The following is a 14669-nucleotide window of genomic DNA, read 5'->3' as shown; positions in this document are numbered from 1 at the left end:
GCAAAGTGAGCCGTTATGACCGACAAAACGATTGCCTTCTCGGTGCTGGATCTGGCACCGATCCCACAGGGCGCTTCTGCTAAAGAGGCCTTCGCCCATTCTCTTGATCTCGCAAGGCTTGCTGAAAAGCGCGGATATCACCGCTTCTGGCTGGCTGAGCACCACAATATGGTGGGTATCGCCAGTGCGGCGACATCCGTCTTGATTGGTTATCTGGCGGCCAATACCACCTCTCTGCATCTGGGATCCGGCGGAGTCATGCTGCCAAACCATGCCCCGCTGGTGATTGCCGAACAATTCGGTACGCTTAACACCCTCTATCCGGGCCGTATCGATCTGGGTCTTGGGCGCGCGCCAGGTAGCGATCAACCAACCATGCGGGCACTGCGTCGCCATATGAGCGGCGATGTGGATAATTTCCCGCGCGATGTTGCCGAACTGGTGGACTGGTTTGATGCCAACGACCCGAATCCGCACGTTCGCCCGGTGCCGGGTTATGGCGAGAAAATCCCGGTATGGCTGCTCGGTTCCAGTCTTTATAGTGCTCAACTGGCGGCACAGCTTGGCCTGCCGTTTGCGTTTGCTTCGCACTTTGCACCGGACATGCTGTTCCAGGCGTTGCATCTGTATCGCACCCAGTTCAAGCCTTCCGCGCGACTGGAAAAACCGTATGCCATGGTGTGTATCAATATCATTGCGGCAGACAGTAACCGCGATGCGGAATTCCTGTTTACCTCCATGCAGCAGGCTTTCGTGAAATTGCGCCGTGGGGAAACCGGCCAGTTGCCACCACCGATCCAAAATATGGATCAGTTCTGGTCGCCGTCAGAGCAATATGGCGTACAGCAGGCGCTGGGGATGTCACTGGTGGGCGATAAGGCGAAAGTGCGTCACGGGCTGGAGTCTGTACTGCGCGAAACCCAGGCTGATGAGATTATGGTTAACGGACAAATCTTTGATCACCAGGCGCGTTTGCATTCGTTTGATTTGGCGATGCAGGTGAAAGAGGAACTGCTGGGTTAGGTTTTTCTCGGATGCAGCGCGATGTGCTTTAGCCGGGCTACGCCACCCGTAGCCCGGCTAAGCAGAACGCCAGCCGGGACAGGAGCATTAACGGTAAACCGGCAATAGCTCAAAGCTCGACAGCACATGCACCAGCGCATTGCCCACGCCAAACACAAGGATCAGCGCAATCATCGGCTTGCCGCCCCAGACGCGAAAACGCGGGCTACCAAAGCGTTTACGCGATGCGTTAGCCAGTAAAGCTGGCACAATTGCCGCCCAGATTGTCGCCGCCAGCCCCGCATAACCAATCGCGTAGAGAAAGCCATTCGGCCACAACAAACCACCGACGATGGGTGGCAGAAACGTCAGGAGTGCGGTTTTAAAGCGCCCCTGTGCCGAATCATCAAAACCAAACAGATCGGCCAGATAGTCAAACAGGCCCAGGGTCACGCCGAGGAAAGAACTCGCCACCGCAAAGTTGGAGAAGACCACCAGCAGCAGATCCAGACTGCGGCTGTTCAGCACGCCGCTTAACGCCTGCACCAGCACATCAATATTGCCGCCCTTCTGGGCAATGCCGATAAACTCCGGACGTGGAATATTACCCATCGTGCCCAGCAGCCATACCATATACAGGGCCAGCGCCAGCAACGTGCCATATACCAGGCAACGCGCGATAGTGCGCGGATCTTTACCGTAGAACTTCATCAGGCTCGGCACATTACCGTGGTAACCAAACGACGCCAGACAAAACGGCAGTGTCATCAGCAAGTACGGCGTATAGGACGCATTGCTTTCCGCCATATTGAATAATGTCGCGGGCTGAACATGCCCCAGCAAACTGCCGAAGGTGAGGAAAAAGGTGATAACTTTCGCCCCCAGCACAATCGCCGTCATCCGGCTCACTGCGCGGGTAGATAGCCAGACGATAAAGGCAACCAGCAGCGCAAACCCAAGGCCTGCAATACGAGGCGGGACGTTTAACGACAGTTCAGCAAAGGTGTGGTGCAGAATAGAACCGCTCGCTGAAATATAAGCGTAGGTCAGGATATAGAGCACAAAAGCGATGGAGAGACCGTTAATCACATTCCAGCCGTTGCCCAGCAAATCTTTGGTAATGGTATCGAAGCTGGCACCAATGCGGTAATTGAGGTTCGCTTCCAGAATCATTAGCCCGGAATGCAGCATACAAAACCAGGTGAACACCAGAGCCGCTATCGACCAAAAGAACCATGCACCTGACATGACCACTGGCAGTGAAAACATCCCCGCACCAATAACCGTTCCGCCAATAATCACCACACCGGCAAGCAACGAAGGGGTCGCTTGTGTGGTTGTCAGTGTTGCCATGCTATCTTCTCCAGTAAGGTAAAATACCGATGCATTGTACCAGTACAAGAGTACATAACAGATAAAAGAAACCCCGATGTTTTGCACCGGGGTTGTATCAATTACTTTACGGAGTGTAAAGCTGGCTTACTGCGCGATTATGCGTCACCGAAACGACGACGGCTGGAGCCTTCTTCGCGGTCACGGCGCGGAGCGCGACGTTCGCCACTGAAGTTACGACCCTCGCTACGACCACCTTCACGACGCTCACCACCGAAGCTGCGACCACCTTCACGGCGTTCACCACCACCGAAGCTGCGGCCACCTTCGCGACGCTCACCACCGCCACGACGCTCAGGACGCGGCTGTGCATCACCCAGAAGCTGCATGTTCATCGGCTTGTTCAGGATGCGGGTGCGAGTAAAGTGCTGCAGTACTTCGCCCGGCATGCCCTTCGGCAGTTCGATGGTAGAGTGGGTACCGAACAGCTTGATGTTACCGATATAACGGCTGCTGATGTCGCCTTCGTTAGCAATCGCGCCAACGATATGACGAACTTCAACACCATCATCACGGCCAACTTCAATACGGTACAGTTCCATTTCGCCAGCATCACGACGTTCACGACGCGGACGATCTTCACCACCACGCTCAGGACGGTCACCACGCGGACCACGGTCGTTACGATCGCCACGGCGTTCAAAGCGGTCGTCGCGCTCACGGAATTCACGCTTAGGACGCATCGGCGCGTCTGGCGGAACGATCAGCGCACGTTCACCCTGTGCCATTTTCAGCAGAGCAGCGGCCAGCGTTTCGAGATCCAGCTCTTCACCTTCCGCAGACGGCTGGATTTTCGCCAGCAGAGCACGGTACTGATCCAGATCGCTGCTTTCCAGCTGCTGCTGTACTTTCGCGGCGAATTTTTCCAGACGGCGTTTGCCCAGCAGTTCTGCGTTCGGCAGTTCTACTTCTGGAATAGTCAGCTTCATGGTGCGTTCGATGTTACGCAGCAGACGACGTTCGCGGTTCTCAACAAACAGCAACGCACGACCAGCGCGACCTGCACGACCGGTACGGCCGATACGGTGAACGTAAGACTCGGAATCCATCGGGATGTCATAGTTAACAACCAGGCTGATACGCTCAACGTCCAGACCACGTGCTGCCACGTCGGTTGCAATCAGGATATCCAGACGACCGTCTTTCAGACGCTCCAGAGTCTGCTCACGCAGGGCCTGGTTCATGTCGCCATTCAGCGCGGCGCTGTTATAGCCGCTACGCTCCAGCGCTTCTGCCACTTCCAGGGTCGCGTTTTTGGTACGAACGAAGATGATCGCCGCATCAAAATCTTCTGCTTCCAGGAAACGTACCAGCGCTTCGTTTTTACGCATGCCGTACACAGACCAGTAGCTCTGGCTGATGTCCGGGCGAGTAGTCACGCTGGATTGAATGCGCACTTCCTGCGGCTCTTTCATAAAGCGGCGGGTAATGCGGCGAATCGCTTCCGGCATGGTTGCAGAGAACAGTGCGGTCTGATGACCGTCCGGGATCTCTGCCATGATGGTTTCAACGTCTTCGATGAAGCCCATACGCAACATTTCATCGGCTTCGTCCAGCACCAGACCGCTCAGTTTAGAGAGATCCAGCGTACCGCGTTTCAGGTGGTCAAGCAGACGACCCGGGGTACCGACAACAATCTGTGGCCCTTGACGCAGGGCGCGTAACTGCACGTCATAACGCTGGCCGCCATAAAGGGCAACCACGTTCACGCCGCGCATGTGTTTAGAGAAATCTGTCATGGCTTCGGCAACCTGAACCGCCAGTTCGCGGGTCGGCGCCAGCACCAGGATTTGCGGTGCTTTCAGCTCAGGATCAAGATTGTTCAGCAGCGGTAATGAAAACGCTGCGGTTTTGCCGCTACCCGTCTGGGCCATACCCAGTACGTCGCGACCGCCCAGCAGATGCGGAATGCACTCTGCCTGGATTGGAGATGGTTTTTCGTAACCCAGATCGTTAAGGGCTTCAAGGATAGGAGCCTTCAGGCCCAGATCTGCAAAAGTGGTTTCGAATTCAGCCATGTAGTACGTGTGCCTCGATATTAATGGCGGCCAGTCTACATAACTCATCGTGAAAATTTTCGGTAATTTTCATTAAAAGTGTGAACCGGCTCAAAGTAGGTGTATTAACGAACAACAACGCCCTCACCCGCGAAGGTGATGGCAATCAAAGTAATGATTACGGGCTGATGTGTACGTCAGCTATTGCTGGTCCGATTCTGCCAGGTCATCTTGCTCCTGGCCCAAGAGCGCTAATTCCAACAATGCATAACGGTGCTCAACAAAATTATGAACGTTGTTAGCCACCGCTAATTTGAACAGTGCCGCAGCGCTGTCCTTTTCCCCCAGACTTAGGTAGTACTTACCTAAATAGAAGTTGGTTTCACTGAGATGCTCAGCGAGCGAGGTGTTATCCGTTGCGTCTGCCTTCAGGCGGTTCATTAGCTCTTGTTCGCTAATATCGCCAAGGTAGAACTCGACAATGTTCCATCCCCATTGCTCTTTGCCCGATTTTTCGAAGCGTTGTTTCAGCGCTTCTTTAGCCTGCTTCTCATCGAGCTTCCGCTCAACGATGTAAAGCCACAGACTCCGGAAAGGGTCATTGGGATCGTCTTGATAAAACGCCAGCAGATCATCTTGCGCTAACTTATCGCGACCGCCGTAATATAATGCGATACCGCGATTCAAGTGCGCGTAGTTGTAAGTTGGATCAAGCTCAAGTACAGAATCAAACGCTTCATAGGCAGCATCAAAATTGCCTGCCTGCGTTAAATAAATGCCTAAGTAATTGAATACTTCCGGCATATCTGGTCGGATGGCCAGCGCTTGTGAAAAATCATTTCGCGCCAGTGCTCTCAAACCAAGACTATCATACAATACTCCGCGCTCATATAAAAGCTGTGCGCGTTCATCATCGGATAAAGCCCGACTGGCAAGAATTTGTTCCATGCGCGCCAGAATCACTTCTTGCTGCAAAGTCGGTTGCAATGGCACCGCGAGGACTTCGCTCTTACGCCAGGCAGAGTTGCTGCATCCTGCCAGCGTTAAAGCTGTCGCAACGAAACACCAGCGCAAAAAAGGCTTCATTTCCCACTCCCGAAGACAACAATTGGATGAACGTCCTGTCCCCCGGCTGCAAACACGGCGTCCTGCCAGTTAAATAACCCTCCGCTTTCGCGGAGGGCAAACACCATTTTACTCGCCCTGCTCTGCTTGCGGCGCTTCCGGCGCTGCTTCAGGCTGAGTTTGTTCAGTGGCTTCTTTAATGCTAAGACGAATACGGCCCTGGCGATCAACTTCCAGAACTTTCACCGGTACTTCCTGACCCATCTGCAGATAGTCAGTCACTTTCTCAACGCGCTTGTCAGCGATCTGAGAGATGTGAACCAGACCTTCTTTACCGCCGCCGATGGCAACGAACGCGCCAAAGTCAACGATGCGAGTCACTTTACCGTTGTAGATACGACCTACTTCGATTTCTGCAGTGATCTCTTCGATACGACGAATAGCGAATTTCGCTTTCTCGCCATCGGTCGCTGCGATTTTCACGGTGCCGTCATCTTCGATTTCGATGGTAGTGCCGGTTTCTTCGGTCAGCGCACGAATCACAGAGCCACCTTTACCGATGACGTCTTTGATTTTGTCCGGGTTGATCTTGATGGTGTGGATACGCGGTGCGAATTCAGAGATATCGCCGCGCGGCGCATTGATCGCCTGCTCCATCACGCTCAGGATGTGCAAACGAGCACCTTTAGCCTGGTTCAGCGCAACCTGCATGATCTCTTTGGTGATGCCTTCAATTTTGATATCCATCTGCAGTGCAGAGATACCGTCGCGGGAACCCGCTACTTTGAAGTCCATATCGCCAAGGTGATCTTCATCGCCCAGGATGTCAGAAAGAACAACAAAGTTGTCGCCTTCTTTCACCAGACCCATTGCGATACCCGCAACGGCTGCTTTGATCGGTACGCCAGCGTCCATCAGCGCCAGAGAAGCGCCACACACGGAAGCCATGGAAGAAGAACCGTTGGATTCAGTGATTTCAGACACCACACGAACGGTGTACGGGAATTTATCCGCTTCCGGCATTACAGCCAGCACGCCGCGCTTCGCCAGACGACCGTGACCAATTTCACGACGCTTCGGCGAGCCAACCATACCGGTTTCACCTACAGAGTACGGAGGGAAGTTGTAATGGAACAGGAAGCTGTCAGTGCGCTCACCCATCAACTCATCAATGATCTGCGCATCACGGGCAGTACCCAGCGTTGCGGTAACCAGAGCCTGAGTTTCACCACGGGTAAACAGCGCGGAACCGTGAGTACGCGGCAATACGCCAGTGCGCACGTCCAGACCACGGATCATGTCTTTTTCACGACCATCGATACGCGGTTCGCCTGCCAGTACGCGGCTACGAACAACATTTTTCTCGATAGCGTGCAGGATGTCGCCCAGCTCGTTGGCGTCCAGGGTTTCATCTTCTGCAACCAGCGCAGCAACAACGTCAGATTTAATGACATCAACCTGAGCATAACGCTCTTGTTTGTCAGTGATGCGGTAAGCATCGCTCAGACGCGCTTCTGCCAGAGCAGCAACGCGTGCGTTCAGCGCTTCGTTGACGGCTTCTGGCTGCCAGTCCCAACGCGGTTTGCCCGCTTCTTTTACCAGGTCGTTAATGGCCTGGATAACAACCTGCTGCTGTTCGTGGCCAAATACGACTGCGCCCAGCATCTGGTCTTCGCTCAGCAATTCTGCTTCGGATTCAACCATCAGTACCGCACCTTCGGTACCCGCTACCACCAGGTCCAGTTTGCTGGACTTCAGTTCTTCCTGGGTCGGGTTCAGTACGTATTGATCGTTAATGTAACCCACGCGCGCTGCGCCAATCGGGCCATTGAACGGAATACCTGACAGAGACAGTGCTGCGGAAGCACCAATCATAGAAACGATATCCGGGTTAACCTGCGGGTTAACGGAAACCACGGTTGCGATAACCTGAACTTCGTTAACGAAGCCTTCCGGGAACAGCGGGCGAACCGGGCGGTCAATCAGACGCGCAATCAGGGTTTCGCCTTCGCTTGGACGGCCTTCACGACGGAAGAAACCACCCGGGATTTTACCAGCAGCGTAGGTACGCTCTTGATAGTTAACAGTTAACGGGAAGAAATCCTGGCCCGGTTTAGCTTTTTTAGCGCCCACAACGGTAACGAATACCGCAGTGTCATCCATGCTAACCATAACGGCTGCCGTCGCCTGACGTGCCATCATGCCGGTTTCCAGCGTAACGGTATGTTGGCCGTACTGGAATTTACGAACGATCGGATTAAGCAAAATATTATCCTTTCTTAATCTTAATGAATGACAGCAAACCCCAGGGATGCTGTCGTTTAAACCCGATCTTCCTGCATCCTCGCGACTAATGACAACCCTAACCCCGCTCTTGTGGGTAAAGCCTCTCATTAGCCGCGCGAACCTCTGCAACGAAGATCATTCATAGCAACAATACATTATTGTACTGTTAATTACTGCCGTCTGGTTGAAAAAAGGGGCCTTACGGCCCCTTTCTTGAAACTCGCAAGAATTAGCGACGCAGACCCAGACGCTCGATCAGCGCGGTGTAGCGTGCAACATCTTTACGTTTCAGGTAGTCGAGCAGTTTACGACGCTGAGAAACCATACGCAGCAGACCACGACGGCTGTGGTGATCTTTTTTGTGCTCTGCAAAGTGGCCCTGCAGGTGGTTGATCTGTGCAGTCAGCAGTGCAACCTGAACTTCGGTAGAACCGCTGTCGTTTTCGCCACGACCAAACTCAGAAACGATTTTTGCTTTAGCTTCAACGCTTAGAGACATTTTGTACTCCAGTGATAAAAAAATGAGAGGGTGCCGATCTCTAATTCAGCAACCCCGGAATTAATACCAGATATTGTTAAACAATTGACCCGGCATTAAGCGCCAATATTCTACTCTCAGTGGCTGGTTATCGCAAGACGAGGCTTAGACTGGCGGGTACTCAACCACCAGACGACGCGGAGCAACACGCCCTTCGTCATCCATTTCGCCCATACCGATAAATTTCGCCTCTTCACCTTCAGTGACACGCACCAGACCTTCATGCGGCACACCGGTGGTTCGCACAGGATTACCGTTGCGGAAGTAAACCGACGAAGCCAACGGAAGGTTAACAACAGGGTAGTCAGCTGCCGGGCTATCCATTGGCATTAACAACGGATCGAGTAATTGAGCCGCCGGGATATCACGCTGCTCAGCTTGCGCGACCAGGTCATGCAATTGTTCCAGCGTCACCATTCGCTCAGCAGGATATTTACTCACCGCCAGACGGCGCAGATAAATCACATGTGCGCCACAGCCCAGTTTCTCACCCAGATCGTCAACAATTGTACGAATATAGGTGCCTTTCGAGCAGTGAACTTCCAGTTCCAGTTCATCGCCTTCGTGGCGGATGAATAACAGTTCATACACCGTAATAGGTCGGGCTTCACGTGGAACTTCGATACCCTGGCGCGCGTATTCATACAGCTTTTTGCCCTGATATTTCAGTGCAGAATACATTGAGGGTATTTGTTCGATATCGCCACGAAAGGTCTCCAGCGCGGCAGCCAGTTGCTCAGCGCTAAAATCGACCGGACGCTCTTCGACGATTTGACCATCAGCATCGGAGGTATCGGTGCGCTGGCCCAGCTTCGCAATCACACGGTAACGCTTGTCAGAATCCAGCAGATACTGGGAGAACTTTGTCGCCTCCCCCAGACAAACCGGTAGCATACCCGTGGCCAGAGGATCCAACGCGCCAGTATGCCCGGCGCGATTGGCATTAAATAGACGTTTAACTTTTTGCAGTACATCATTGCTGGATGCACCTTGCGGTTTGTCCAGCAACAGCACGCCGTGCACATCGCGACCGCGACGACGAGGACGACTCATCAGTCCTCCTTGCTGTCGTCCGTTGGGTTCACACGACGTTCATCGTCATGTTTCACCACGCTGGTGACGAGGTTAGACATACGCATCCCTTCCACCAGTGAGTTGTCGTAGAAGAAGGTCAGTTCCGGCACGATACGCAGGCGCATAGCTTTGCCGAGCAGCGTACGGATGAAACCGGATGCTTCCTGCAGCGCTTTGATACCCGCTTTAACGGCGGCTTCATCTTTGTCGTTCAGGAAGGTCACAAACACTTTGGCATAGGCCAGATCGCGAGAGACTTCAACGCCCGATACAGTCGTCATCATGCCAACACGCGGGTCTTTAATTTCGCGCTGCAGGATGATGGCAATTTCTTTCTGCATCTCCTGGGCTACGCGCTGTGGGCGACCAAATTCTTTCGCCATAATAAATTCTCCAGACAAAAAAGGGGCTTATAGCCCCTTTTGAAATTCATACCGGGTGGCGCTGCGCTTCCCCGGTCTACACTAATCAATCTTCTAAGGTTTTGGGAATCCGGCAAGGCGGCACGCTCATCAATCCCCGGGAGCATAGATAACTATGTGACCGGGGTGAGTGAACGTAACCAACACAGCGACGGCCCAAAAGCCGACGAAAATTAATCGATGCTACGTTGGATCTCGATAATTTCGAACACTTCGATCATATCGCCAACGCGAACGTCGTTGTAGTTCTTAACGCCGATACCACATTCCATGCCGTTACGGACTTCGTTAACGTCATCTTTGAAGCGGCGCAGGGATTCCAGCTCGCCTTCATAGATAACCACGTTGTCACGCAGGACGCGGATTGGGTTGTGACGTTTAATCGTGCCTTCGGTAACCATACAGCCCGCGATCGCACCGAATTTCGGTGATTTGAACACGTCACGAACTTCAGCCAGACCAATGATCTGCTGTTTCAGTTCCGGAGACAGCATGCCGCTCATCGCTGCTTTCACTTCGTCGATCAGGTTATAGATGACGGAGTAGTAACGCAGATCCAGACCTTCGGCTTCGATCACGCGGCGCGCTGAGGCGTCGGCACGAACGTTAAAGCCAACCAGAATGGCATTCGAAGCCGTTGCAAGGGTAGCATCGGTTTCGGTGATACCACCAACACCGGAACCTACGATCTTCACTTTCACTTCGTCAGTAGACAGTTTCAGCAGAGAATCGGTGATCGCTTCCACAGAACCCTGAACGTCCGCTTTCAGAACGACGTTCACTTCGTGGACTTCGCCTTCGGTCATGTTGGCGAACATATTTTCCAGTTTGGATTTCTGCTGACGCGCCAGTTTGACTTCACGGAATTTACCCTGACGATACAGTGCAACTTCACGCGCTTTCTTCTCGTCGCGAACAACCGTCGCTTCATCACCCGCTGCCGGAACACCAGACAGGCCGAGGATTTCAACCGGAATAGAGGGACCCGCTTCGCTAACTTCACGACCAAGCTCATCACGCATCGCACGTACGCGGCCATATTCAAAGCCACACAGAACGATATCGCCTTTGTGCAGAGTACCTTCGCGTACCAGAACGGAAGCAACCGGGCCACGACCTTTATCCAGGAAGGATTCGATCACAACACCGCTCGCCATACCGGTACGGATAGCTTTCAGCTCAAGAACCTCAGCCTGCAGCAGGATAGCGTCGAGCAGTTCGTCGATACCGGTACCCGCTTTTGCAGATACATGAACGAACTGGCTTTCGCCGCCCCACTCTTCCGGCATAATGCCGTACTGGGACAATTCATTCTTAACGCGATCCGGATCCGCTTCTGGCTTATCGATTTTGTTCACTGCAACAACAACCGGTACCTGCGCCGCTTTTGCGTGCTGGATAGCTTCGATTGTTTGCGGCATCACGCCATCGTCAGCAGCCACAACCAGAACCACGATATCCGTTGCCTGCGCACCACGTGCACGCATCGCGGTAAACGCGGCGTGGCCCGGGGTATCCAGGAAGGTGATCATGCCGTTTTCGGTTTCGACGTGGTATGCACCGATGTGCTGGGTAATGCCGCCCGCTTCACCTGAGGCTACTTTCGTTGAACGAATGTAGTCCAGCAGAGAGGTTTTACCGTGGTCAACGTGACCCATGATGGTCACAACCGGCGCACGCGGTTCAGCCGCAGCCCCCGTATCACGGTCGCTCATTACCGCTTCTTCCAGTTCGTTTTCACGACGGAGGATAACTTTGTGGCCCATTTCTTCGGCTACAAGCTGTGCGGTTTCCTGGTCGATAACCTGGTTGATGGTGGCCATTGCGCCCAGTTTCATCATCGCTTTGATGACCTGAGAGCCTTTCACCGCCATTTTGTTAGCCAGCTCACCAACGGTCAGCGTTTCACCGATCACAACGTCACGGTTAACTGCCTGCGCAGGCTTCTGGAAGCTCTGTTGCAGCGCAGAACCTTTACGCTGTTTGCCGCCTTTACCACCGCGAATGGCCGCACGGGCTTCTTCACGATCGGCTTTGCTTTCGGCATGCTTGTTGCCTTTTTTCGCTGGGCGTGCCGCTTTCGCGTTACGACCACGACCACGACCACCTTCAACTTCGCGGTCGCTATCGTCCTCAGCCTGGCGTGCATGGTGAGAAGTGGTTACATGATAGTCGCTGCTTTCTTCTTCTTTATCGCTGCTGGCATTCCAACGGGATTCGTTTTCCTCAGCCATGCGACGAGCTTCTTCCGCTACGCGACGCGCATTTTCTTCCAGCTTACGACGAGCCTCCTCTTCCGCTTTGCGCTTAAGATCTTGCGCTTCAGCTTCACGACGGGCTTTTTCACCCTGGGCTGTCCTGGTCATTTCGTCAGATTGTTGGTTGCTCACTTTGCTATTTTCCGCAGCTTCACGTTTTGCTTTATCAGCAGACTCGCGTTTGGCTTTTTCATCCGCTTCACGCTTCGCTCTTTCTTCGGCATCACGTTTGGCTTTTTCCTCGGCTTCGCGCTTAGCAGCTTCCTCTGCTTCACGACGGGCCTTATCCTCCGCTTCACGCTTCGCCTCTTCTTCCGCTGCGAGACGTTCTGCCTCTTGTGGATCGCGTTTTACAAAGGTGCGTTTTTTACGGACTTCGATCTGCACCGATTTACTTTTCCCACCGGTGCCCTGAATGCTTAATGTGCTACGCGTCTTGCGCTGCAACGTCAGCTTGTCAGGACCTGAGCCGTGTTCGCGGTTCAGATGCGCTAACAGCGTCTGTTTTTCTTGTGCCGTCACTGAGTCTTCAGCGGACTTACGGATCCCTGCATCAGCAAATTGCTGTACCAGGCGGTCCACAGAGGTCTGAATCTCAGCGGCCAGCGTTTTTACGGTTACATCTGTCATGCTGTTCCTTCCTGCTACAGTTTATTACGCTTCGCCACCAAACCAGCAAATATTACGTGCGGCCATGATGAGCTCCCCGGCTTTCTCGTCGGTCAAACCGTCGATATCGCTCAGGTCATCTACGCCCTGGTCGGCGAGATCTTCCAGCGTACAAACACCGCGGGCTGCCAGTTTAAACGCCAACGCACGATCCAAACCTTCCAGGTTCAGCAGGTCTTCAGCCGGTTCTTTATTACCGATGCTTTCTTCCTGCGCCAGAGCCAGGGTGGTCAGGGCATTTTTCGCGCGTTCACGCAGGGCTTCAACGGTATCTTCATCCAGACCGTCGATTTCCAGCAGCTCTTTCATTGGCACATAGGCCAGTTCTTCCAGCGTAGAGAAACCTTCTTCAACCAGAACAGTGGCGAAGTCTTCGTCAATGTCGAGGTAGCGAGTGAAGGTGTCGATCGCTGCATGGGCTTCTGCCTGATGCTTCGCCTGCAGGTCTTCAACGGTCATCACGTTGAGTTCCCAGCCGCTCAGCTGCGAAGCCAGACGAACGTTCTGGCCATTACGGCCAATCGCCTGAGCCAGGTTACCGGCTTCAACGGCGATATCCATGGTGTGCTTGTCTTCATCAACAACGATAGAAGCAACATCAGCAGGTGCCATGGCGTTAATAACGAACTGCGCCGGGTTATCATCCCACAGGACGATATCGATTCGCTCGCCGCCCAGTTCGGTTGATACTGCCTGAACACGTGCGCCACGCATCCCTACACACGCACCGACCGGGTCAATACGTTTGTCGTTGGTTTTCACAGCGATTTTTGCGCGAGAACCAGGATCGCGAGCAGCCGCTTTGATTTCGATAACTTCTTCGCCGATTTCCGGTACTTCAATGCGGAACAGTTCGATCAGCATCTCAGGTTTGGAACGCGTCACGAACAACTGTGCGCCACGCGCTTCGGGACGTACAGCGTAGAGCACGCCACGAATACGGTCGCCCGGACGGAAGTTTTCACGCGGCAGCATGTCTTCACGCAGAATGACCGCTTCGGCATTGCTTCCCAGATCAAGCGTGATGTTGTCGCGGTTCACTTTCTTCACCACACCCGTGATGATCTCGCCTTCATGCTCACGGAACTGGTCAACAACCATTGCACGTTCAGCTTCGCGCACTTTCTGCACGATAACCTGTTTTGCCGTTTGGGTGGTAATACGGTCAAAGGTGACAGATTCAATCTGGTCTTCAACAAAATCACCAACATTCATGCTTTCGTCTTCGAAGCGAGCCGCTTCCAGCGTAATTTCGCGCGTCGGCTGGGTAACTTCTTCGACCACAACCCAACGGCGGAACGTATCGAAATCACCGCTCTTACGATCGATCTCTACGCGGACATCAATCTCTTGCTCGTATTTTTTCTTGGTTGCTGTAGCCAGAGCACTTTCCAGCGCTTCGAAGATTTTTTCACGCGGCAGCGCTTTTTCGTTAGAAACAGCTTCAACAACAGCCAAAATTTCTTTATTCATCGGGGGCCTTTCACCTCAATCCAGACTGTTAAAAGTGGGGGACCAGGTTCGCTTTCTGAATGTTGCTCAATGCGAACACTTCATCTTTACCTTCGACCGTAACGGTGATCATCTCGCCATCGACACCTTTGATAACGCCTTGCCATTTGCGACGGTTCTGTACCGCCATACGCAAGACCAGCGACACCTCTTCACCCGTAAAACGCGCGTAGTGTTCCGCTGTAAATAAGGGACGATCAAGGCCTGGTGAGGACACTTCCAGGTTATAAGCAACGGTAATAGGATCTTCAACATCCATCACCGCACTGACCTGATGGCTGACATCGGCACAATCATCAACATTGATGCCATCTTCACTATCAATATAGATGCGCAGTGTAGATGTGCGACCACGCACAAATTCAATACCAACCAGCTCGTAGCCCAGTGCTTCAACCGGTGCTGTGATCATCTCTGTTAATTTTTGCTCTAATGTGGACAAGCCCACCCCCAA

12 protein-coding genes are annotated in these 14669 nt (G+C 53.3%); 1 reads left to right on the top strand and 11 read right to left on the bottom strand.

Translation table 11 applies throughout. The annotated features are described in order from the left end of the window. Positions 1-15 precede the first annotated feature (15 nt). Positions 16-1023 (top strand): luciferase-like monooxygenase, encoded by a 1008-nt coding sequence (locus tag ACS0RQ_RS03120; protein ID WP_271849918.1) that lies wholly within the window; start codon positions 16-18, stop codon positions 1021-1023. A gap of 87 nt (positions 1024-1110) precedes the next feature. On the opposite strand, the gene mtr is transcribed toward ACS0RQ_RS03120, so the two are convergent. From mtr to rimP, 11 genes are all read right to left on the bottom strand, one after another. Continuing rightward, positions 1111-2355, bottom strand: a complete 1245-nt coding sequence (mtr, locus tag ACS0RQ_RS03115) for a tryptophan permease (protein ID WP_271849917.1) — start codon at positions 2353-2355, stop codon at positions 1111-1113. Between the two features lie 137 nt (positions 2356-2492). Next, positions 2493-4412 carry a DEAD/DEAH family ATP-dependent RNA helicase gene (locus ACS0RQ_RS03110; RefSeq protein WP_039077483.1) on the bottom strand — a complete coding sequence of 640 codons (1920 nt, stop codon included), beginning with the start codon at positions 4410-4412 and terminating at the stop codon, positions 2493-2495. Continuing rightward, positions 4405-4485 (bottom strand): protein YrbN, encoded by an 81-nt coding sequence (gene yrbN, locus ACS0RQ_RS03105; protein ID WP_103245196.1) that lies wholly within the window; start codon positions 4483-4485, stop codon positions 4405-4407. The genes ACS0RQ_RS03110 and yrbN overlap by 8 nt, the downstream gene beginning before the upstream one ends. Before the next feature lie 107 nt (positions 4486-4592). Then, positions 4593-5477, bottom strand: a complete 885-nt coding sequence (nlpI, locus tag ACS0RQ_RS03100) for a lipoprotein NlpI (protein WP_039077482.1) — start codon at positions 5475-5477, stop codon at positions 4593-4595. Between the two features lie 108 nt (positions 5478-5585). Further along, positions 5586-7721 carry a polyribonucleotide nucleotidyltransferase gene (gene pnp, locus ACS0RQ_RS03095; protein WP_071194447.1) on the bottom strand — a complete coding sequence of 712 codons (2136 nt, stop codon included), beginning with the start codon at positions 7719-7721 and terminating at the stop codon, positions 5586-5588. A 250-nt stretch (positions 7722-7971) separates the two neighbouring features. Continuing rightward, positions 7972-8241: a 30S ribosomal protein S15 gene (rpsO, locus tag ACS0RQ_RS03090; RefSeq protein ID WP_004385056.1), complete on the bottom strand. Its 270-nt coding sequence runs from the start codon at positions 8239-8241 to the stop codon at positions 7972-7974. A 144-nt stretch (positions 8242-8385) separates the two neighbouring features. Next, entirely contained in the window at positions 8386-9333 is a 948-nt protein-coding gene (truB, locus tag ACS0RQ_RS03085) for a tRNA pseudouridine(55) synthase TruB (RefSeq protein WP_271849916.1), read from the bottom strand. Further along, the gene (gene rbfA, locus ACS0RQ_RS03080) at positions 9333-9737 is read right to left on the bottom strand and encodes a 30S ribosome-binding factor RbfA (RefSeq protein WP_039077479.1); all 405 of its coding nucleotides are present in this window, start codon (positions 9735-9737) and stop codon (positions 9333-9335) included. The genes truB and rbfA overlap by 1 nt, the downstream gene beginning before the upstream one ends. Before the next feature lie 212 nt (positions 9738-9949). Further along, positions 9950-12664: a translation initiation factor IF-2 gene (gene infB, locus ACS0RQ_RS03075; RefSeq protein ID WP_039077478.1), complete on the bottom strand. Its 2715-nt coding sequence runs from the start codon at positions 12662-12664 to the stop codon at positions 9950-9952. Positions 12665-12688: 24 nt separating this feature from the next. Further along, positions 12689-14176 carry a transcription termination factor NusA gene (gene nusA / locus ACS0RQ_RS03070; protein ID WP_039077477.1) on the bottom strand — a complete coding sequence of 496 codons (1488 nt, stop codon included), beginning with the start codon at positions 14174-14176 and terminating at the stop codon, positions 12689-12691. A gap of 28 nt (positions 14177-14204) precedes the next feature. Further along, positions 14205-14657: a ribosome maturation factor RimP gene (gene rimP, locus ACS0RQ_RS03065; RefSeq protein WP_047373469.1), complete on the bottom strand. Its 453-nt coding sequence runs from the start codon at positions 14655-14657 to the stop codon at positions 14205-14207. Positions 14658-14669: the final 12 nt, after the last annotated feature.

The organism is Phytobacter diazotrophicus (assembly GCF_052061655.1).
Classification (GTDB): Bacteria; Pseudomonadota; Gammaproteobacteria; order Enterobacterales; family Enterobacteriaceae; genus Phytobacter; species Phytobacter diazotrophicus.
The sequence above is the reverse complement of the archived record's forward strand: the minus strand, read 5'-3'. Positions and strand labels throughout refer to the sequence as shown.

Excerpts from the sequence above, each read along its gene's own strand:
- rbfA (WP_039077479.1), bottom strand. The coding sequence starts at position 9,737 with ATGGCGAAAGAATTTGGTCGCCCACAGCGCGTAGCCCAGGAGATGCAG.
- yrbN (WP_103245196.1), bottom strand. The coding sequence starts at position 4,485 with ATGAAAATTACCGAAAATTTTCACGATGAGTTATGTAGACTGGCCGCC.
- rpsO (WP_004385056.1), bottom strand. The coding sequence starts at position 8,241 with ATGTCTCTAAGCGTTGAAGCTAAAGCAAAAATCGTTTCTGAGTTTGGT.
- ACS0RQ_RS03120 (WP_271849918.1), top strand. The coding sequence starts at position 16 with ATGACCGACAAAACGATTGCCTTCTCGGTGCTGGATCTGGCACCGATC.
- infB (WP_039077478.1), bottom strand. The coding sequence starts at position 12,664 with ATGACAGATGTAACCGTAAAAACGCTGGCCGCTGAGATTCAGACCTCT.
- mtr (WP_271849917.1), bottom strand. The coding sequence starts at position 2,355 with ATGGCAACACTGACAACCACACAAGCGACCCCTTCGTTGCTTGCCGGT.
- nlpI (WP_039077482.1), bottom strand. The coding sequence starts at position 5,477 with ATGAAGCCTTTTTTGCGCTGGTGTTTCGTTGCGACAGCTTTAACGCTG.
- truB (WP_271849916.1), bottom strand. The coding sequence starts at position 9,333 with ATGAGTCGTCCTCGTCGTCGCGGTCGCGATGTGCACGGCGTGCTGTTG.
- nusA (WP_039077477.1), bottom strand. The coding sequence starts at position 14,176 with ATGAATAAAGAAATTTTGGCTGTTGTTGAAGCTGTTTCTAACGAAAAA.
- ACS0RQ_RS03110 (WP_039077483.1), bottom strand. The coding sequence starts at position 4,412 with ATGGCTGAATTCGAAACCACTTTTGCAGATCTGGGCCTGAAGGCTCCT.